Source organism: Pseudoalteromonas piscicida (assembly GCF_002208135.1).
GTDB lineage: Bacteria > Pseudomonadota > Gammaproteobacteria > Enterobacterales > Alteromonadaceae > Pseudoalteromonas > Pseudoalteromonas piscicida_A.
The window spans coordinates 1478435-1498637 of record NZ_CP021646.1; the positions used below are offsets into that span (position 1 = coordinate 1478435).

General features: G+C 42.1%; 24 protein-coding genes and 1 pseudogene. 18 read left to right on the forward strand and 7 right to left on the reverse strand.

Going from position 1 to position 20203, the window contains the following annotated elements; translation table 11 throughout:
* Window positions 1-19 precede the first annotated feature (19 nt).
* Window positions 20-328, forward strand: coding sequence for a hypothetical protein (locus B1L02_RS07055; protein ID WP_088530461.1), 309 nt, complete (start codon window positions 20-22; stop codon window positions 326-328).
* A 123-nt stretch (window positions 329-451) separates the two neighbouring features.
* Here B1L02_RS07055 and B1L02_RS07060 read toward each other — a convergent pair.
* Window positions 452-1285 (reverse strand): annotated as a pseudogene (locus tag B1L02_RS07060) (integron integrase).
* 339 nt (window positions 1286-1624) lie between these two features.
* On the opposite strand from B1L02_RS07060, the gene B1L02_RS23715 reads away from it, so the two are divergent.
* Window positions 1625-1789 (forward strand): Imm32 family immunity protein, encoded by a 165-nt coding sequence (locus B1L02_RS23715; protein ID WP_232003156.1) that lies wholly within the window; start codon window positions 1625-1627, stop codon window positions 1787-1789.
* 502 nt (window positions 1790-2291) lie between these two features.
* Here the strand turns inward: B1L02_RS23715 and B1L02_RS07065 are convergent.
* Window positions 2292-3335, reverse strand: a complete 1044-nt coding sequence (locus B1L02_RS07065) for an IS110 family transposase (protein WP_088530462.1) — start codon at window positions 3333-3335, stop codon at window positions 2292-2294.
* Between the two features lie 273 nt (window positions 3336-3608).
* Window positions 3609-4505, reverse strand: coding sequence for a LysR family transcriptional regulator (locus B1L02_RS07070; RefSeq protein WP_088530463.1), 897 nt, complete (start codon window positions 4503-4505; stop codon window positions 3609-3611).
* A 109-nt stretch (window positions 4506-4614) separates the two neighbouring features.
* Between B1L02_RS07070 and B1L02_RS07075 the strand changes: the two genes are divergently transcribed.
* Window positions 4615-5370, forward strand: a complete 756-nt coding sequence (locus tag B1L02_RS07075; protein ID WP_088530464.1) for an SDR family oxidoreductase — start codon at window positions 4615-4617, stop codon at window positions 5368-5370.
* Between the two features lie 45 nt (window positions 5371-5415).
* Here B1L02_RS07075 and B1L02_RS24340 read toward each other — a convergent pair whose 3' ends face one another.
* The gene (locus B1L02_RS24340) at window positions 5416-5598 is read right to left on the reverse strand and encodes an ATP-binding protein (protein WP_223191896.1); all 183 of its coding nucleotides are present in this window, start codon (window positions 5596-5598) and stop codon (window positions 5416-5418) included.
* Between the two features lie 312 nt (window positions 5599-5910).
* On the opposite strand from B1L02_RS24340, the gene B1L02_RS07085 reads away from it, so the two are divergent.
* The 6 genes from B1L02_RS07085 (at window position 5911) to B1L02_RS07110 (ending at window position 11906) form a co-directional block, all read left to right on the forward strand.
* The gene (locus tag B1L02_RS07085) at window positions 5911-6291 is read left to right on the forward strand and encodes a BlaI/MecI/CopY family transcriptional regulator (protein WP_088530465.1); all 381 of its coding nucleotides are present in this window, start codon (window positions 5911-5913) and stop codon (window positions 6289-6291) included.
* Between the two features lie 3 nt (window positions 6292-6294).
* Window positions 6295-7623, forward strand: a complete 1329-nt coding sequence (locus B1L02_RS07090) for a M23/M56 family metallopeptidase (protein WP_088530466.1) — start codon at window positions 6295-6297, stop codon at window positions 7621-7623.
* A gap of 1 nt (window position 7624) precedes the next feature.
* Window positions 7625-8968 carry a M23 family metallopeptidase gene (locus tag B1L02_RS07095; protein WP_088530467.1) on the forward strand — a complete coding sequence of 448 codons (1344 nt, stop codon included), beginning with the start codon at window positions 7625-7627 and terminating at the stop codon, window positions 8966-8968.
* Window positions 8928-10184 carry a DUF418 domain-containing protein gene (locus B1L02_RS07100; protein ID WP_232003157.1) on the forward strand — a complete coding sequence of 419 codons (1257 nt, stop codon included), beginning with the start codon at window positions 8928-8930 and terminating at the stop codon, window positions 10182-10184. Before B1L02_RS07095 ends, B1L02_RS07100 begins: the two co-directional genes overlap by 41 nt.
* Window positions 10185-10272: 88 nt before the next feature.
* Window positions 10273-10857: a GNAT family N-acetyltransferase gene (locus B1L02_RS07105; protein ID WP_088530469.1), complete on the forward strand. Its 585-nt coding sequence runs from the start codon at window positions 10273-10275 to the stop codon at window positions 10855-10857.
* A gap of 116 nt (window positions 10858-10973) precedes the next feature.
* Window positions 10974-11906 (forward strand): class I SAM-dependent methyltransferase, encoded by a 933-nt coding sequence (locus B1L02_RS07110; RefSeq protein ID WP_088530470.1) that lies wholly within the window; start codon window positions 10974-10976, stop codon window positions 11904-11906.
* A 301-nt stretch (window positions 11907-12207) separates the two neighbouring features.
* Here B1L02_RS07110 and B1L02_RS07115 read toward each other — a convergent pair whose 3' ends face one another.
* The 3 genes from B1L02_RS07115 to B1L02_RS07125 all read right to left on the reverse strand — a co-directional run bounded on the left by B1L02_RS07115 (window position 12208) and on the right by B1L02_RS07125 (window position 14969).
* A complete protein-coding gene (locus tag B1L02_RS07115) occupies window positions 12208-13590 on the reverse strand; it encodes an alkaline phosphatase D family protein (RefSeq protein ID WP_088530471.1) in 1383 nt (460 codons plus the stop codon).
* A 178-nt stretch (window positions 13591-13768) separates the two neighbouring features.
* A complete protein-coding gene (locus B1L02_RS07120; protein WP_088530472.1) occupies window positions 13769-14530 on the reverse strand; it encodes an AraC family transcriptional regulator in 762 nt (253 codons plus the stop codon).
* Entirely contained in the window at window positions 14508-14969 is a 462-nt protein-coding gene (locus B1L02_RS07125) for a carboxymuconolactone decarboxylase family protein (protein ID WP_088530473.1), read from the reverse strand. Before B1L02_RS07125 ends, B1L02_RS07120 begins: the two co-directional genes overlap by 23 nt.
* A 133-nt stretch (window positions 14970-15102) precedes the next feature.
* On the opposite strand from B1L02_RS07125, the gene B1L02_RS07130 reads away from it, so the two are divergent.
* The 9 genes from B1L02_RS07130 (at window position 15103) to B1L02_RS07175 (ending at window position 20203) form a co-directional block, all read left to right on the forward strand.
* Window positions 15103-16107, forward strand: a complete 1005-nt coding sequence (locus tag B1L02_RS07130) for a phytanoyl-CoA dioxygenase family protein (RefSeq protein ID WP_088530474.1) — start codon at window positions 15103-15105, stop codon at window positions 16105-16107.
* A gap of 115 nt (window positions 16108-16222) precedes the next feature.
* Window positions 16223-16693, forward strand: coding sequence for a DUF3291 domain-containing protein (locus B1L02_RS07135; protein WP_088530475.1), 471 nt, complete (start codon window positions 16223-16225; stop codon window positions 16691-16693).
* The gene (locus B1L02_RS07140) at window positions 16680-17039 is read left to right on the forward strand and encodes a cupin domain-containing protein (RefSeq protein ID WP_223191893.1); all 360 of its coding nucleotides are present in this window, start codon (window positions 16680-16682) and stop codon (window positions 17037-17039) included. Before B1L02_RS07135 ends, B1L02_RS07140 begins: the two co-directional genes overlap by 14 nt.
* Before the next feature lie 6 nt (window positions 17040-17045).
* Complete coding sequence (locus tag B1L02_RS07145) at window positions 17046-17264, forward strand: DUF6500 family protein (protein ID WP_088530476.1); 219 nt, start codon at window positions 17046-17048, stop codon at window positions 17262-17264.
* A gap of 382 nt (window positions 17265-17646) precedes the next feature.
* Window positions 17647-18444, forward strand: coding sequence for a PhzF family phenazine biosynthesis protein (locus B1L02_RS07155; protein WP_088530478.1), 798 nt, complete (start codon window positions 17647-17649; stop codon window positions 18442-18444).
* Entirely contained in the window at window positions 18434-18871 is a 438-nt protein-coding gene (locus B1L02_RS07160) for a GNAT family N-acetyltransferase (protein WP_232003158.1), read from the forward strand. The genes B1L02_RS07155 and B1L02_RS07160 overlap by 11 nt, the downstream gene beginning before the upstream one ends.
* Window positions 18872-18912: 41 nt before the next feature.
* Entirely contained in the window at window positions 18913-19371 is a 459-nt protein-coding gene (locus B1L02_RS07165) for a YaiI/YqxD family protein (protein ID WP_088530480.1), read from the forward strand.
* 2 nt (window positions 19372-19373) lie between these two features.
* Window positions 19374-19811, forward strand: a complete 438-nt coding sequence (locus B1L02_RS07170; RefSeq protein ID WP_088530481.1) for a GFA family protein — start codon at window positions 19374-19376, stop codon at window positions 19809-19811.
* Window positions 19808-20203: an ACT domain-containing protein gene (locus B1L02_RS07175; protein ID WP_088530482.1), complete on the forward strand. Its 396-nt coding sequence runs from the start codon at window positions 19808-19810 to the stop codon at window positions 20201-20203. Before B1L02_RS07170 ends, B1L02_RS07175 begins: the two co-directional genes overlap by 4 nt.

The window sequence follows — 20203 nt, forward strand, 5'->3', positions numbered from 1 at the left end:
CTCTAAAAGAGAGGTTGTTATGAATAAAGTTATTGTACTTTCCCTACTTACCTTTAGTCTGACTTTAGGTTTAAATCAGGCGAATGCAAAACCGGAGAAGTTACCGCCGGGCCTTGAGAAAAAGTTGCAGCAGGGCAAGCCACTTCCACCGGGTTGGCAAAAAAAGCTCCAAGTTGGAGAACGCTTAGATCCAGATATCTACGACCATGGCAAAGTGATTTATCGCGACAGAGATCGGGATTTGGTAACGATAAGCGTTGAAGGCAGGGTCATCAGGGTACTTGAAAACACCCTAGAAATTGTCGAAATTCTCAAAGGGATGAGATAATCTGAATTAGTTCAGACAGCGCTTGCAGGTAGTCATGTGCGAACTACGGACGGCCGCTTTACTGATGAGTTTTATTTCTTTAATGTAAACATTTAGCTAACTCAGTCCTGACCAAAAAACAAGCTAGAAAATTTTGCTCAAAGGGCTAACAACACCGTTTGCGCCTTGCTGTAAAACATGGGTATAAATCTGAGTGGTTTTAACGTCTGAATGGCCTAACTGAGCTTGTACTGTTCTAATGTCTGCCCCACTTTGTAACAGATGTGTAGCAAAAGAGTGGCGAAAAGTGTGGGGCGTTACAAGCTTAGTAATATTTGTCTGCTTAAGCGCATTTTTCACCGCCTTTCTAACACAAGTGTGATGAAAATGATGGCGCCGGATCTCGCCAGTCTCAGGGTCGGCGCTTAATTTATAAGACGGGAATAGTTATTGCCAAGCCAGTTACTTGTTAGCCGATGGATATTTACGAGCCAACGCGTTTGGCATCCAAACACCTGCATATTGCTCATTCTGTAAATCCAACTTTAGATACTCTTCCACCTGAAGTATTTGGTTCCTAAGTAATGGGATCAACTCAGCAGCCAATGTAACAATTCGATGCTTGTTGCCTTTTCCATTCCATACTTGAATACATTTATAGTCAAAATCAATGTCCTTTGTCCTAAGTTGCACAGCTTCCATAACCCGCAAACCACTACCGTACATTAACCCTGCAATTAGGTAATACCGTTTGGACAGATGACTCATCAGTTGTTTTACTTCATCTGGCGTCATCACCACGGGTAATTTGGGTTGTTTTTTAGAGCGAACGAAATTCAAGTTTAGAGAAAGCTCATTCTTAATGATGTGTTTGTATAGAAAGACTAATGCATTTAATGCAGTTGCTTGAGTTCGAGGCGCTACATTACCTTTGAGCACGATATGATCCAAGTAAGTTGTTACCTCATTATCTCCCATTGAGGTGTAATGAATACATAATAAGCGCTGAGCAATGCAGGGAAAGCTTACATAACACTAGCTAAACTGATTACACTAGCTAAGAAAGTGAGAGCCTCCAAAAAGCAAACTCCTATAGCATAAACAACACCAACTCTGTCACACCGAGTAGGTAGCGGCTCAGTCCAACAAGCGATTATGCAACACAAACTGCGTGTCGCATAAATACTAAAATGTTAGGTTTCTAATGAAAGAAGTCGAGTTTACCCACAAATTTTTATCAATAAAAACGGTATTCCGTTTAGCGAAAAAGAACATACAGGTGGCATCGAGCTAGATGTTAATAACAACACGGTTTACTTGTCAGGCGACAAAAGTGGCTTGTTGGCTTTAGCTTCAAAATTAATTGAAGTGGCTAATTGTGATTTAGATGGTTACCACAAACATTTAGATGAAATTGAATTGCCAAATGTATCAATTAAGCCTGATAATCTAGAGCTTAATATCGGTAAATCATATAGCTAGGTGTAACCAAAACCTAACACATATGAACCTTCTCCGGTCAAGTAAGCATAACGATTCTTTTTAGCTGCTTTTAAGCAGCTAATTTGTACCTGCAATTCTTAAATCTGTTCACTTCGCTATGTCGGTTAGCCTTTAAATCGTTTACGGCAAACACATATAGGGGCGTTACGCCGTAATCTCTTAATGCGATCTCATCGCTGCCTAAATCAGTCGATACAACTCATCGTTTAGGGCCACTAGACATTCATCGGTTAACCTTAATTTGGCGCTACTCAAGGGGATGGCTCATTCGTCCAGTTAGTTAAAGGCTCAGCTAAGGTGTAAACGATTTAACTCATTGCTTAAATTAATGCGCACCAATGGGGTGTCTAATCAAGGCGAAATAGCTTATTACTTCGACAACACTTACCTGTAAAATTCAGCTTTTGCTGACAAAAACACAAATAGTACATGGTTGTTCATGCTTATCTAGTTAGGTGTATAGCTCACCCCATTGTGCGACTTAACTTTTTAAAAAACGTTCATCATCGAATACCGTTTTATTCTTCAACATAAAATAAACACAGCGCCCGAGCTTATGGGCGAGCACTGAGAGTGCTTTGGCTTTACTCATGCGCTTTTGTAATTTGTTTAAGTAGTTCCGAGCTTTGTCGTTGCCACGTAAATAAAGCACTGCGGCTTCACTGAATGCCCATTTTAAGTGGCCATTACCAATTTTATTGCCACTGGTGCCATAGGTTTTGCCAGCAGATTCTGCTTTACACTTAACGAGCCGACAATAAGATGCGAACGTTTGTACAGACTCAAAGCGGTTAATGTCACCAATTTCATACAAAATTGTCATGGCTAGAATAAGGCCAATGCCTGGTATGGTGCGAAGCTGCGCATAATAGTTTGGTTGATGTTTTTTAGCTTTGCTTTCTAAATAATATTCAAGCTTTTTAAGCTCTTCTGCGTAAGCATCTAGAATGGCCAAGTCAAAGTTAACATTGAGTTGAACGGCTTGGTCGTCAAAGCGCGTTTGGAATTCTTGTCGAACGCATTTGTTTTTCATGTGTAATTCGAGCGGTGGGTAGTTGTACTGACTATTTGTATTAACTATATGCGCTTTCAGTTGTGCACCATGCTGAACCAGCCGCGTTCTTCTACGCAGTAAATCACGGGTTGAACGCATATTAGCAGGGTAATTGTAAGCCAGCGGGAAGTTGCCACCACGCAGCAAACTGGCAATTTTATAAGAATCAATCTTATCGTTTTTGGCTTTGCCACCATGAATGGCTGTCATGTAAAGCGCATGACCAAGTACAAAATCGATATCATGTTCAGCACATAAGTCACTCACCCAATACCAACAATGCATGCACTCGACCCCAATAACAATATCTTCGAGATAAGGCAAAATCAGTTTGAGTAATTCATGTTTATCAGCTTTTATTTTCTGATGAACCACTTTATTACCACGCTCATCAAGAATGCAAACGTATAAAATGCGTGCATGCAGGTCAATTCCACAATAATATTTGTGAAAAGTAGTATAGGATTTCATTGAGCTTTCTCCTTTTGGTTTGGTCGCCTTGAAGTTTAGCTGTTCGCTAAACTTCGGGGAGAAGGTTCAATAAGTATCAAGTGGCTGTTGGCGGACGCACCTACGCTAGCGCTATGGTGCGCTACGGTGCGCCCCATATGGCGGCGTTAGCACTACTAGGAAGTGTGATGATAACTTTCTTTTGAAACCGCGAGAATGTACACCGGTGAACGCCCAGATTTACCATTAGCGCGAGTATTCGGGGTAACTTCGTTTGAAATTGGTAGAGATAATTCAATCGAAGCGGTATTGCTGATAGGTTGAAGTCAATAGCGCAACAAACTCCCTTACCTTTGCGGGAGTATATTGCTTTGACAAGTACAGTGCGTGAATAGGATAACTTTCATCGTGTAGTTCAGGTAGTAGCTGTACACAACTGCCCATAGTCAATTCATCTTTAAATGCCCATAGTGGCCCGTAATGCACACCAAGGCCAGCGGTTACCCAATTTTTTACTACTGCAACACTGTTGGCGATGAGTTTACCACTTACCGCAACGGCTTCACGATGCAGGCCTTTACCAAGAATGAGCTGATCACCAAGCTTAGGTTTATTGTAAAAGATAAAATCCAGTTTGCTTAAATCACTGAAGCGTTGTGGTTGTCCCATGCGTTCAATATACGATTTAGAGGCCACCAAGACCCGTGGTACATGGCCTAGTTGTCGGCAAATCAAGGAGGAGTCATCCAGTTTACCAATCCTGATTGCGATATCGATTTGTTTAGCCTTGAGATCTTCAAAATGACTACCGAGCAGTAACTCGATATTGAGGTCTGGATAGGTGGTTACCATGGTTTGTACCACAGGTGCAATGAAGCGCTCGGCGAAGTCGTGTGGAGCTGCAACCCTTAATGTACCAGAAGGCAGTGCTGAGGTGCCTGAAATCGACTCTTCTAATTCCCTTTTTTCATCTAGTAATTGTTTTACGCCTTTATAGTACTCAAGCCCAACTTCAGTTGCGGCCGTTTGCTTGGTGGAGCGCTGCAACAGTTTTACGCCTAATCGACTTTCTAGGTTTGCGAGCTTTCGGCTTACTGAAGAGGGATCGGTACCTATCACTTCAGCCGCGGATTTGAGGCTGCCAGATTCAACGGTGAGTACAAACAAATCTTCTTCAGTAATCGATTTCATAGCGGATGTAAAAAATGCAATTAGTAAATGACTAAAATCACTATACCTGTATCCGTTTCACCTAGCTACACTAAAAGTCAATTGAATATTTCAAGTAGGAGCAATACGTATGTCTAAGCAATTAACAGGTAAGGTCGCATTTATTACTGGGTCATCCAAAAATATGGGAAAGGATTTTGCCATTGCGCTGGCAAAGCAAGGCGCTGATCTTGTTATTCACTATCATAGTGCGCATTCTAAACCACAAGCACTTGAAACCCAGAAGGAAGTTGAAGCATTAGGTGTTAGGACGACTCTGGTACACGGAGATGTTAGCAATAAAGCGCAGGTAATGAATATATTTGAGCATATTATTAGTGAATTTGGAGGCATAGATATCGTTATAAACAATGCTGGGACTATCAGCAAAAAACCATTTGTTGAATATAGCGAGGAAGACTTTGACAGGCTATTTGGGATCAACTGTAAAGGGGCGTTTTTTGTGATGCAAGAGGCCGCTAAACATATTCGTGACAACGGTAGGATTATTAATATGGGCACTTCGTTGTTGGCAGCATTTACAGGCAACTATGCACTTTATGCTGGCTCAAAAGCACCACTTGAGCATTTCACTCGTGCGCTGGCGAAAGAAATCGGGCATCGAGGGGTAACGGTCAATATCATTGCACCAGGTCCAATTGACACTGACTTTTTCCATGGTGAAGAAAATGAGCAAACCGTGAATTACTTAAAGTCAGCAAGTGTAATGAACCGACTGGGGCAAGTGGATGATATTACCCCTGCGGTGCTTTATCTTGCGTCGGAGCAATCACGCTGGACGACTGGGCAAACGTTGTTTGTTAACGGAGGCTTTGTCACGCGTTAAGTATGCTATTAGGGCACAAGTCGCTTAGGCGGTTTGTGCTAACGTTTAGCTCGCCAACAAGGTGGTAAAAGTGGCGCCATTTCCAGCTTTGGAATTGACTTTTAAGTCACCGTTTAAATATTTTTTGACGAGATTATAGGTGACGGAAAGTCCAAGCCCAGCATGACCATGTTGGCGAGCTGTGGTGTGAAAGGGCTCAAAGATCCGATTCAGGATCTCATTACTCATACCGATCCGATGCCTTCATCTTTGACTCGAATAAATCTTTTATTGTCAGTGCTCTATAAACGAACAGACGCAAATGGCTGAGTGTCGCTATCATTACTAAAACCATCCCTTGATTTATTGCGCTTTGAACCGTTGCAATATGCGTACATTCAGAGCACTCATTTTTTAAATATTAACTTGAGTGAGTATAAGTACAGTTGTCAATGTCGGCATTTTTTGTTGTGAAGATTCAAAAAATCACAATGTGCGACTTGTGTCGCAATTTTTTGTTTGTTAGTGTGTGACACGTGTCGCAGTTGTGAGAAAAAAACAATGAAACCTAACTCAACCGAACTAATCATTTTGAAGGTCCTTTGGCGTGAACAGCCAAGAACGGGCAAAGAAATTCACACAGAAATAGGATTAAAGCTCAGCTGGAGCTACTCATCAACTCGAAAAACCCTTGAAAGAATGTGTGAAAAGGGTTATCTCGCCGAGCAAATGCAAGGCAATAAAAAAATATACTCAGCTGTCCTAGCTAAGGTACCGACACTCGCACTTTATGCACAAGAGTTTGCAAAGCAAATCATGGAGTTAGATGAGCCACTTCCAGTCGCTATGTTTTCAGATAGTAAGTTAATTGCAGCGGATGAATTAGATGAATTGGAAGCCATGTTAGATGCGTTGGCTAAGACGCAAGGTGATAAAGAGTAGGGTATGGAGCTAATATTACTTTCGGTCTTGCTGTGGGTGGCGCTGAGTGGCTTAACGTACGCGCTTGGAGTGAAATTTTCCGCTCGGTATGTACAGAATAAAGGACTTTGGTGGGGCGTGCTGGTAGTGACTTTTGTGCCTTGGATCCCACTTGAACACATGGAGCAACACAACGTCATTCCAGCCGTATTGTTTAATGCCAATTTACAACAATTTGCAGAGCCGCTGCTGGCAATGACGAAGCGCACTCAAGTTGGGTCTGACTGGCTAAACCTGACGCTCATGGCTTTATTTATAGTCTATTGCGTTGGACTTATTGCTCATTTTTTGGTACTTGGGCGACAGTATTGGCGAGTAAAACGCCTCTGTAGTACCGCCTCAAAAATAAAGCTCGGCGCACGGAGTTGCTATCAATTGCCAATTACTTACTCTCCTTTTGTGTTCGGACTGTGGCAACCTAAAGTGTATTTGCCGGTGGAATTTGACACGTTACCAGAGGCAGAGCAGCAAGCACTTATTCTGCATGAGTTAACTCACATAGATAAAGGCGATCATATTGCCGTCGTAATTTGGCGAATACTCGCGACGCTTGCTTGGTTTAATCCGTTTATTGCAAAAATGGAACAGGGCTTTATTCGAGCGATGGAATATCGCTGTGATGAGGTAACGATAGCGAAGCATAGCCTTGAGCCTTTGACTTATAGTAAAGCATTAATGAACTCTTTAAAACGGGCTGCTGCGCAGCCGAAAACGATGAATATGACAGCAAGTTTTGCGTCTAATTCATTGACTTTAGATGACTATAAAAAGCGTTTTAGCGTTATTCTTACATCTAAAAAGAAGCCAAATAACCTGGTGTTGATAGGGTTTTTTGTGTTGCTTAGTTCAGGTTTAGCCTATGGCAATATTCAGTGGACAATGGGAACGGCAAAGGTCAGTAAAACATGGACCTACCCAGTCGCCAGTCCTGAAATAACATCAAAGTTTGGGCATGTATCGAGCTTTCGTCACAATAAAGCACACCAAGGACTGGATTTAGCCGGTGGTGTTGGCGAACCTGCGATGGCGGTTGCCAGCGGCACGGTCACGATTGCTGATGATAAAACCTTGCCTGAGAATTACGGTAAAGTGGTGTTGATCCATCATGACAATGGTTATCAAAGTCTCTACGCACACCTTGATAGCATTGATGTTGAAGTGGGTGAGCAAGTATCGCAAGGGGAAGTGATCGGTACCATAGGTGAAACAGGTCGAGTCACTGGTCCACATTTACATCTAGAAGCTCTGCATAACAACACGCGCATTGATCCGCTGACCTTATTGGAAAATTAACATGATTAAAAAGCTTTCTATCGCCATTGCAATGATGGCAACTTTTGGCTGCTCGAAACAACCCGAGCAGACTCATTCGGATAATAAAGCGCAAGAGAGCACCCTTGTATCGGCGCAACCAGATCGAGACCAAGCTGTGGTACATAATGAAACCGCTGAAAATTCGGTCGCTTCACAAATTACACAGGAAATAAAGCCAGCTCAGGATATTCGTTTACTTGAACTTAAATCGGGTGAGAGTTTAGCTAATCTCTTAAGTGAGTTTGCATTCAGTGACCGCGATAGTTGGTTGGTGGAGCAAGCCGTGAGTACGTGGACATCACTGACTAAACTTAGGGCTGGACAGTTAATAGAAGCAGAGCTTGTAGACGGACAAGTACAGCAGATCCGCTTTGAATATGCATTTGCACAGGTTATTGAGATTAAAAGAGTAGATGAACAGTGGCATGCATCGCTAAGTGAGCTTGAAACCGTCACGCAAACAAAGCGTTTATCGACAAGCATAGATTCTAGTTTTTTCGTGGACGCCAGCAAAATCGGAGTACCTAACGACATTATCAATCAAAGTATTGTGGCCTTATCTCACCTTGTCGATTTTCAAAGAGAGGTATATGCCGGCGACCAAATCGATTTTGTCTTTCAAGAACAGCAGATTGTAGCAGCCACAGAGTTACTCAAGCAAATCTCAAAGGCTTCAGAATTACAACATGTAGCGCTACTTTCAGGAAAAGAAAAATACCGCTTATACCGATTTACTGATAATGACGGAACAACCGCTTTCTACCACCCTGATGGTACCCTCGCGCAAAGCTTTTTAATGAAAACGCCGCTTAACGGTGCTCGATTATCGTCAAACTTCGGTAAACGTCATCACCCAGTATTAGGTTATACCCGAATGCACAAAGGGATCGATTTTGGAGCGCCTGTTGGTACGCCTATTATGGCTGCGGGCGCAGGAAAAGTACTCAAAACCGGGTGGGGCGGCAGCTTTGGTAATCGCGTAGTGTTAGAACACGGTAAAGGCTATCAAACACTTTATGCTCACTTAAATGGCTTTGCGAACGGCCTCAAGGCTGGGACGCGAGTAAAGCAAGGCGATGTGATTGGTTATCTTGGTAATACCGGCCTGTCGCAGGCGCGTCACTTACATTATGAGGTGCATAAAGACGGAAAAGCCATCAATCCACTCACCCTAAAACAACCTAAAAATACTAAGCTGAGTGACGCGAAACTTGACGAATTTAGCGCGCAGGTAGCACAAATTACCACACTGCTCGATAGCGAAAACACAAAACTAGCTCACAATGAAGGACAGTCGGGCAGCATGGGTAATGCCGATGACTAGTGCTGAAAAAAATCGCATTAACAGCCTCGACTTTATTCGCGGGGTAGCAATCCTATGTATTTTACTTATCAACATCGAAAGCTTTGCCTATCCCAATCCATGGGGAAGTTACCAATATGGCTTTATGGCGGATATAGACAGTGAAGTAAGGTACTGGGTTTACGTGTTTGCTCAGGGCAAATTTTACGGACTGCTGGCGATGTTATTTGGTGCTGGTCTTACCATTATTCTTCAAAAACAGCCGCTTGAATTTGCTATTAAATTAAGTGCGGCGAGACTAGTGGCTTTATTTATACTCGGCCTTGTTCATGCTTATTGCATTTGGAGTGGCGACATTCTCTATCACTATGCCATGATTGGAATGATTGCCGTCACCATCATATTACTTGGCACTCGGACCATCAAAACCAGCATAGTAATTTGTTTGGCGTTTATGTTAGTTGCAGGTTTTGGCAGAGCAGAGCGCACTATCGCCCAATACGATGCTTACCAAGCAGCACTCAATGTGGACGAAGCGTCTCGCACACGAGACCAGCAAAAAGCGATTAACCGATGGCAGAATAAAACCGAACCAAGGACACCTACCCATCGTACTTTGGAAGAAACGCCAAGCTTAATTGAGTACTGGCAGGATAACTTTGACAGCCCACAGGTACATAAAGGTAAGTTGTTTTATTCCGGTATTTTTTGGTCTACGTTAATGATGATGTTGATAGGTTCGCAGTTGTTTCAATGGGGATTGTTCTCAAAGACTAAGCTTAGCCCACTCGCGGTTGTGGCCCTGCTTTGCTTGATTGCGGTGTCGTGTTATGCCACTCAAGCTCGTTATTTTCATTGGCTGCAAAGTTCACATATCCCAGTGTTGTCTTACGCTAAACAAATGGTCATCGTACTTAACCGGGAGCTGCAAGCGATTGTTTACTTGATTTTGTTATCTTTGCTATATAACCGTTGGTTGCATCGGTTCAAATTCCTTGAGGCGATAAATCAAGTAGGTCGATTTGCACTGAGCAATTACATTGGACAGTCTTTGTTATTGGTGGTGATATTTTATGGCTTTGGATTACATAATACGCTAAGTCGCAGTGAGCTTTTGCTCTTATGGCTTGTTATTATGGCAGGGCAGCTGCTATTAAATGTGATTTACGGGCGATTCTATAAGGTGGGGCCCGTTGAACGAGTATGGCGTAAACTAATGATTAAGTTACATGCATAATCGACTCGAATTTTTTACAAATTCGAACTTCATACCTAAGCTAATTTTGACCTAATATTGAAGCTGATACGTTAGCTTGAGGAAAGGTATGGAAATAGAAATAACACAAGGATGGGACATGGAGCATGCACAAGTGGCTGCTGAGCTTTATGTTGACGCGTTTGGTAGCAAATTCAAAGCCGCAGTGCCGGATCGCAATAAGCTGATCACTATTATCGCGAAGAGCTTTATTTCAGAATACTCTTTTGCTGCCTTTGCAGACGGCAAGTTAGTGGGGATTGCGGGCTTTCAATATGGCAAAAGCGGTTTTACATCGAATATGGGCTTTACTGGACTCATTGATGAATTAGGCTTATTGGGTGGCATTAAAGCCGCAATGGTGTTTACCCTATTTGAGCGAAAGCCTGCGCCCAATGAAGTAGTGATGGACGGCATCGCTGTTGCAAAATCGGTCAGAGGACAAGGTGTTGGCACTGCGCTTTTAGTGGCGCTGCAGCGTTATACCAAACAAAGCGGGTTTCACGCTTTACGACTTGATGTGATTGATTCTAATCCTCAAGCAAAAAAGCTTTATATGAGAATGGGCTTTGTTGCCTCCCATCACGAAGATTTTTCTTATCTCAATTGGTTAATCGGTTTTAGCGGGGCGACAACGATGTTGTGGCGTCCGTAAAACCGTTTTCCTTTGCTGCAAAGAATAAACGTGAAAGATAAGCAAACCTTAAGCATTTGCTTTTGCTGTGAAGTAACAAGTAAAATGCCGAACTTTACGCATAACCAGACACCGACATGACAGCAATAAATCCTGTATCGACCCTACTTAATCATCTGCAAACCCAAGCGGTACCAAACGAGCTTAGGCGTCTATTTCACGGACGTGGACGTTGCTATGAAGGGCTTGAACAAATCACAGTAGATTGGTTACAAGGTCAGCTCTTAGTCTCTTTGTTCAAGGAGCACGACATTGACTTTATAGCGTCGTTAAAACAGGCATTATTATCACTTGTGGAGACAGAAGCATTTAACGGAAAACTCTCTGCTATTTTGCTGCAACATCGTTATTTGCCTGACTCAGATCTCGAGATCTTGTATGGTGAATTAACTGCTATGCCTATCGTTGAAGAAAATGGACTTAAATATGGCTTAAAGCTTGGTGTGAAGCAGAACATGGGACTGTTTTTAGATATGCGTTTGGGTCGTGAGTTTGTTAAAGCTCAGTCTGCTGGGGCTCGGGTACTTAATCTGTTTTCTTATACTTGTGGGTTTTCCGTCGCGGCAATTGCGGGCGGTGCTGCCCATGTTGTGAATCTAGATATGGCAAAAGCGGCGCTCAAGCAAGGCCGAGTCAACCACCAACTCAATGAACACGACCTCAGCAAGGTGTCTTTTTTAGGCCATGATTTGTTTAAATCTTGGGGAAAAGTACGTAAATATGGGCCGTACGACCTTATCGTAATTGATCCGCCAAGCTTTCAAAAAGGCAGCTTTGCACTGACCAAAGACTATCAACGTATTTTAAGAAAGCTTCCTGAGTTACTTACGCCAAATGCCCAAGTGTTGGCGTGTGTGAATTCTCCCGATGTTTCAAGCCAATTCCTCATTGATGAAATGACCAGAGAGGCACCAACGCTCAGGTTTGTTGAACGTTTACAAAACCCACCTGAATTTAAAGACATTGATGAGCAAAGCAGCCTCAAGTGTTTACGGTTTAAAGTAGATTAATGTAGTACCGATTTGACTGAATACCTGCTCAATTTGAGAGATTAAATCTGACGCAAGCGGCGTTAAAAATATCTTATGTAGAAAAACTAACAAAAATTTTGCCTTGTTTAAGTTGATGTAGACACCTTAGTGATGGCCAAATGCGAAAGCGGAGCATTGATATCGGGATGCGGCAAGTAAGCTTTTGGCGGTACGTTTGGTTAAAGCGAACAAAGCGCTGGGTGGAATAACATTGTAATTAAAAGTGATTGCGAGCAAAAAACGAACCCATCGGTTTGTGCTCGCACTCCCGCATCTTTTGTCAAAATTGATAGCTTGTGCTGCCCAATTTTTTTCCTTTCCTAGAGTAAAACTCAACTTTTACCTTGTCTGTAGAAATGCAAAGACGTGTAAAGGCATCTTCAGGGTAGACATCACTAGCGTTTTCTACTTTGTATTCATTGGCCGTAGTGGTATCCAACACGCCACTGAGCTTAAAGCCTTTTCGATTTGGATGAGGGTATGGCCAGAAAAATGCAGAGGAAACGATTGAGGTAACTTTAATGTCATTATTGATTTTTACTTGAGATGCCATACAGGCGTGGACATCTCCCGAAAGAAACAGCACCTTAGGAATTTGCTGGCTTTTTATGCATTCGAAAATTTCATCTCTTTGATTGATAAATCCATGCCACTTATCCTCTGATTCAGACTCATAGGGAGGAACACTAGTTACAATGACTTTTACCTGACCATTTCCATTGTTCAACCAGCTGAGCAGCTCGGTCATTTGCCTAGGACCTATAATTTCTTTGTTGGTATGTGAAATATCTCTTTCTGTACGAGTGTCACATATAAAAAAGTCACAGCAACCATCTTGGTAGCTATACCAAAGGTGAGTTGGCGTTCCCGTAATTCTATTATTTTTTAAAGAAAAAAGTGGACTGTGGCTAGCTTGATAGGTTGTATATGCGTGTATTGCTGCAGGAAACTTTGTGACCCAATCCTTTTTGTTGGCTGATGACGGCCAGTTATCTTCTATCTCGTGATCATCAAGTATCATATAGGTCGGAGTGCAAGACATTAGTTTACGTATATATGGAGTGTTTAATGCTACGCGATACCTGCTATTAAATTCATCGACACAAGTATCAGCACCAACAAAGTTGAGGTCATCGGCATAAATTTGGTCGCCACACATGATAACCTGATCGACTTCTTTGCCTTCGTCTATTTGCGCTAATATAGAGCGGAATGTCCTGTCGCCTCTGTCGTCCCACCACATACCTCCAAATAGGCGTAAAGCGTATCGACAAGAGCCAAAAACAATATTTCTTTTAGCTGTATTGTTGGTTGAGGCTGTTTTAAATTGGTGAGATTCTATATTTTGCCAATTAAGGATCTTCTTAACATTAATTTCGTTTGTATCTAGATCGGAAAAAAACCACCCAACTTGATATTCATATTTGGTATTAGAATCAAGGTTGGGTATTACTATTACACCTGTGAGGTCAAAGTTTGGATTCATCTTAAAATATACTGGGGAGGAGTATTTCGCATTAGAGCGCTTTTTATACCTAATGACACCGTGTGCTTTTCTTGGTCTGTGGTCAGCGATTGATAACTCGGCTCGACCAAAAATGCGAACCTGATCTCCTGAAGTGTAACCGACGATTGGACCAACCGTAAGGCGCTGAACGTCCATATAGATCTCCTTGCCTAAAATAAGCAGTTTAGTTTTTGTTCAGTTTCAATTAATAATAGTGTAAAAATCATCAAGTGCAATTATTGAGCAATTTTTTAGAGGAGATTCAATTTTGTCGCGATTTTTATAATGGTATTTTTGCTTGGTTAGAAAAGGAAACTGTATACCAATTGAATGATTATGTTCCATTTTTATTATTGAGCGGACACTCAATAAGCTTTCTATACTTTGCGGGAGTGATCTTTAATATAGTGCCAAACTCTCTGATAAAGTGTGACTGATCTGAGTATCCACATTCTTGTGCTATTTGAGAGAGTGCGAGTCTCGGATTTGCTTGTAGCCTTTTTTTGGCATGTCTGACACGATAAATTCGCTCTAGCTGTTTTGGAGTGATACCACATAGCTGTTTCATATTTCTTTCCAGTTGTCTGGCACTTAAAGGAGCTTGATTATAAGCCTCATTTAGTGGCACATACGCAGTGAGTAGTTTAACGAGCTTTTGAGTGTAATATGTGGAGCTTTGATGTGGTACAAGCGTATTTAAACTGGGCGTAAGTAACGATTTGAACGTGAGAAAATCGGATCTGTCCTGCAGCTTTTTTGCAAGTGTAGTTAGCTCTTCTGGCAATGTAAGTGGGTGTTGAACATGCTGTAAATGTGCGAATCCGCCTGGGTGAAAGCGCACACCGCAAAACTGTGCCGTTGCGGAGTAGCTGATCTTTGTAGATTGAGTGGCGGTAGACTGCATATAAACTGAATGTGTTAATACCTCTCCATCAATTGCTACAAGTCCTGTTAAGGGGAAAATAAATCCAGTTGCCCCGTCGCTTGGAAGCCAAGTTTCTCCGCGCTTGTGTGATCGTGCAAACCAGATAGCTTGCACATAGTTAGCGATTTCACCTGTTGGGTTTATCAATTCAAGCGTTAGATCTGTGCTCATTGAACTCTACATTGGGCTTAAACATTTTCACGATCCGATTCCAGCTGTTGATGGCATTAATAGCGATTGTTAAGGTAGCCAAAGCCTTGTCATCAAATTCTACATTAAGTGTTTGATAAAAAGCGTCGTCAATCATTTGTGCGCTCGTCAGCTTTTCACAAAGCGCTAATGCTAGTTTTTCTTTATTGGTGTAAAACGGCATGTCTCGCCACGCACTTAACCCAATAATACGATTAGTGGTTTCACCATACTCTAGTGCCTGTTTAGTGTGCATTGCAATACAAAAAGCACATTGATTGACTTGTGATGCTCTAAGTTTAACAAGCTCCCAGATAACGACTCCAAAAGTTGCATGGGCCTGCTGTTTTAATAATTCCTCTTGGTCCAATAAGTGCTGAATAAGCTCAGGTGCCTGATTGAAGTAGTCTGCTCTTTTCATTTCTGAATCCTCATGTTTAGTGATGTGTATAGTGTAATGGGGTGTAAGCGGTAAAAATTGAAAAAAAACGTCTTTGTAATAAAGTATTAAGGTGGGAACACACAACTCTAATTTAAGGGATGGTTGTAAAATAATGTGTGATGTAAACCTTGCTCTAACGCTTTATCATTTATCTACACTCAAGAAAATCTGGCTTCAGGCCAACAACACTTTTACCAATAAACAGCAGGAAACGCCGGTTGAGTTCGAGTTATATAAAGCGACTTTTGACATACTAGGCCTAAGTCTCACTCAAGCACATCAGCTACAGTTTCAACATGCTCATGATTACGATAGTTTTATTGATGCGATTGTCACAATTGCTCAGCCGAGTAATGAAAAAATAGCACTGCTAAAACATGTCACCTGTCATTTGCCTTGTCCCGACAGTTATCAAGAAAAACTAGCTGCTGTTCAGAATATGCCAAATGTACTCACTGAAGACGATCTGAAGTGTTGGAAAGACAACGGCTATGTCATCGTTAAAAATGCAGTGAGTGCTGAAGGCTGTGCCAATGCGAGAAACGCCATCCGAGACTATTTGGAGATTGAGTTAGCAGACCCAAAGACGTGGTATAAGGTTAACCAAGAAAAAATGAGTCGCAGTATGGTGCATTTGGTACAACATAAAGCACTGGAAGACAATCGGAATTCAATGAGAATTCATAAGGCCTTTAGCCAGTTATGGCAAAGCGAACAACTGATAGTTTCAGCCGATCAGTGTGGTTTCAACCCGCCTGAAACTGCGCAATGTAGCTTTCAAGGTCCTGACCTACATTGGGATTTAGATTTCTCTAAGCAACTCAAGTTTGGCACGCAAGGGATTTTGTATCTATCTGATACTGAAGCAGAACAAGGCGCAACAACGGTTGTGCCAGGATTTCATACAAAATTAGAGTCGTGGCTTGCAACTGCCCCGTGGGATCCATGTACACCAAACACTGAGTACTTACATCAATTGGGTTCCAAACCAATTGCAGCCAATGCGGGAGATATGGTGATTTGGCATCAATTTTTACCCCATGGTGGCAGTGCGAATAAAGCAAACGCACCTCGCATAGTGCAGTATATTAATATGAATCCATTCCCAGAGGTTTAGCGGATGAAAAAATCTAAATTTGGTTAAATTTTGTCTTAACTTGACGGCGAGCAAACAGTAGTATGATTGTGAAGTTTGGGAGAATATAGCAACTCACCACAAGGAAAAGCCGTCGATGCAATTAGCACAACTCAATATAGCCACCGCTAAATACCAAATGGATGCGCCAGAAATTCAATACTTTGTAGAAAGTTTAGACCGTATTAATTTACTCGCAGAGCAAAGCTCAGGCTTCATTTGGCGCTTAAAAGATGAAACGGGTAATGCAACAGAGATTAAGGCGTTTGATGATCCAAATATTATCGTGAACATGTCCGTATGGCAGTCAGAGCAAGCGCTAAAAGATTTTATGTTTAAAACCGCGCATAAAGAGTTTTTGGCTCGCAAAAAGGAATGGTTTCACCGCGCCGAACAGGAAACCTACGTATTGTGGTGGGTTGAAGATGGCCATATCCCGACATTAGATGAGGCCAAAGAAAGACTCGATTACCTGCGGCGTTTTGGAGATTCGGCTTATGCCTTTACGTTTAGAAATAGTTTCACCGAACTGGATGTAAGAGAGAGGGAAGCTCGTGAAGAAGATTAATCTTGACGAAAAGTATTCGTTATTTTCTGAGCACTGGTCGCCAAAAGTCATCGCTCAGATGAATGATTATCAATTTAAACTTGTAAAAGTCGAAGGCGAATTTGTTTGGCACCAGCATGACCAGACGGATGAGGTTTTTATCGTGATAGCAGGAGAGCTTAATATTGCATTTCGTGATGACGTAGTAACCTTGTGCGCAGGTGAAATGATTGTAATACCTAAAGGTGTAGAGCATAAGCCATTTGCTGAGCATGAGTGCCAAGTTATGATTGTTGAGCCATGTGGTGTGGTAAATACCGGTGATGTTGGTGGTACACTGACCGCAGATAATGATGTATGGATTTAACGAAAAATGCGCACGGCACTTAGAAGTAACATAATAGCAGTATGTGATAAAAAAATTGCACAAAAAGGGGATAATGTTGGCGTGTCGTTTTACGCTTTTTTTACCAATAAAAACACAGATCCTGCACTACTCATGGAAGCGGCAACTTGGTGGATACAAACTCACGAATTAGACCACTTCGAAAAGGCGTTAAAGATAAAAACGATGGTTGAAAGTGGAAAATAGGTCTTAACGGATATTGTCCTGGGTCATCATCGAGATGACCCAACGGGCAGTTACAGTGTATAAAAAGAAACAAAAAATACCGCAACAGATGCAAGTGCAAACATCGTGTACTCAGTGACGGTCTGTTTGCGTTTCTCATCATCAGTTTTAGGTGCTGTCGCTATCATCAGCAGGCTAGTGACAAACATTGCTAATGAATATAGACATAAGATTGATAAAGTAGCATCTGTAAACATATAAGCCTCGACTTGGTTCTACTCATTTTAACTACGTGCATCATGGTCACACAGATCAACCTCAATACACGTTTATTTAAGTTGTATTCGCTTCTAATTACAGTAAATTATACTGTGTTTTTAGGTGTTTCTGAAAGGAGTAAAAGATGCAAGTTGAGTATTTTGTGGTTGACGCATTTACGCGTAAACGTTTTGGCGGCAATAATGCTGCAATCATTGAGGTTGAAAATTGGTTTAGCGACGCCCTAATGCAGCAGATAGCCATCGAAAATAACCTTTCCGAAACCGCCTTTTTGAAGCCAGTTGGTAACAATCATTATGAGATCCGGTGGTTTTCTCCAATTACTGAAATTGACTTTTGTGGTCATGCGACGCTTGGTGCTGCGTATGTGCTTTTTAATCACAAGGGAAAATCAGGTGAGATAAAATTTCAAACCCAAGAAGTCGGGACACTTAGGGTTAAGCAAGTGGCTGATGGTCGTATTGTGATGGAATTTCCGAACTTGGCCCCTGAGTTAGCTGAAGCCCCCGATGCACTACTCCAAGGGCTTAACGTAACACCGACGCGGATACTTAAAAATCGCCAAGCGTATTTTGTGATTGTTGAGACTGAGCAGCAAGTACGCAGCTGTGAGTACGACAGCGATAAACTGAAAATCCTTGCGCCTTTTGATGTGGTGGTGACAGCCAAAGGCGATGACGTTGACTTTGTGTCGCGCTACTTTTGGCCCGCCAATGGGGGCGATGAAGATCCGGTTACCGGTTCAATTCATGCCGGGTTAGCGCCATACTGGGCAAAAGCGCTAAACAAACAGAAACTTCATGCACATCAGGCTTCAAAACGTGGCGGTGAGCTGTTTTGTGAAGTGACGGATACGAATGTCATGGTATCTGGGTTTGGTGTACTTTACGCAAAAGGGATATTCGAAATTGATGACGAATAATATTCGCTTTATAAAAGCAAAAGATAGTGACTTTGATTATCTAGTGGCGCTGCGTAAAGCCACTATGGTACCGCATTTAGAAAATGCAGGACTGTTTTTGACTGAGGCAGAACATAAAGCCCGAGTATTATACGAGCTCTCTAGCTCACATTTGATATACGTGAATGAAAAGCGTGTTGGCTTGGCTAAGTTTAAGCAACGTGAACATGACTATTACCTCTTTCAGCTGCAAATAGAACCGCAGCAACAAGGCAAGGGGCTTGGTGCTCAAGTCATTAAAAGCTTGATAGAAACCCACTCGAAATTGCCTTGGATATTGACCGTGCTAAAAGCGAATCCCGCGAAGCGTTTATACGAAAAGTTAGGATTTGTGCAGTTTGATGAGGATGAATATGAGTTTCATTATAGGCGTGAACCTAATCCCTAAATTTAGTATTCTCTAGCCAATTTAAATTTAAAAGAGTTGTTATGGTAAAACAAATATGGGTAGATGCCGATGCCTGCCCCGTGGTGATAAAAGAAATGCTGTTTCGCGCTGCGGTGCGTACTTCTACCACGGTTACATTGGTTGCAAATCAATATCTAAAGACGCCTCCGTCTCCTTTTATTCAAAAGCTTCAGGTCCCAAAGGGATTTGATATTGCGGATAATGAAATCGTGAAGCGCGTTAATGAAGGTGATTTGGTTATTACTGGCGATATTCCACTGGCAGATGAAGTCATTGAGAAAAAGTGCACGGCACTCAATACGCGCGGTGAATTACTGACGAAAGAAAACATAAAATCTCGCTTAAATATTCGTGACTTTATGGACACGATGCGTGCCAGCGGCGTACAAACTCAAGGGCCACCGCCTTTGTCTCAAGCTGATAAGCAAAACTTTGCCAATCAATTGGATACTTGGATCACCAGAAACACAAAGGGGTAGGTATGGTTTACAAGGCGAGTTGTTTGTGTAAATCGGTTCAAGTTGAGATCCGTGGGCCAATCAGCGATATCATTCATTGTCATTGCTCGTTGTGTCGCAAATCTACGGGCACGGCTTATGCGACCAATGGCTTTGTGATGCGGAGTGATTTTGTGATTCTAAGCGGCGAAGAGACACTAAACATCTTCGAGTTTAAACCTGGAAGGAAGCGCCACTTTTGCAAACATTGTGCAAGTCCAATATTTAGCTCTAACGAAAGCGATCCAAAGCGGGTGAGATTAAGGCTTGGTATTTTGGACTCGGATGTCAAAGAGCGGCCAATATCACATAATTTTGTCTCATCAAAAGCCAACTGGGAGGACCTAGATGCGCCGCTTCCTCGTTACGATGCATTTGAACCTAGCCGCGATTTATCAACAATATCGGGAGGCAATGTATGACGAGTATTAGCGATTTATCTCAATTATTAAAAGACATTTCACCGACGCTTGATGAAACACCTTATGTATTTTGTACAGTGCAAAAAAGCCTTGCTGAGTGCGTGATTTTCGATCCAATTGCGACCTTTATGGAGTGCGAGGGGTTAACGCTGGTAGTCACCAAGCAAATAGCAGACGAACATGGATTGGATTACAGCTGTGTGATGAATAAAATTACCTTGCAAGTGCATTCGAGCTTAGAAGCCGTGGGGTTAACTGCTGCATTTTCTAATGCACTGAAAAATGTTGATATTAGCGCGAATGTAATTGCAGGCTTCTATCATGATCATATTTTCGTACCCGTAAATGATGCTAAGCGGGCGGTACACGCGATACAAACGTTGGCAAAATGA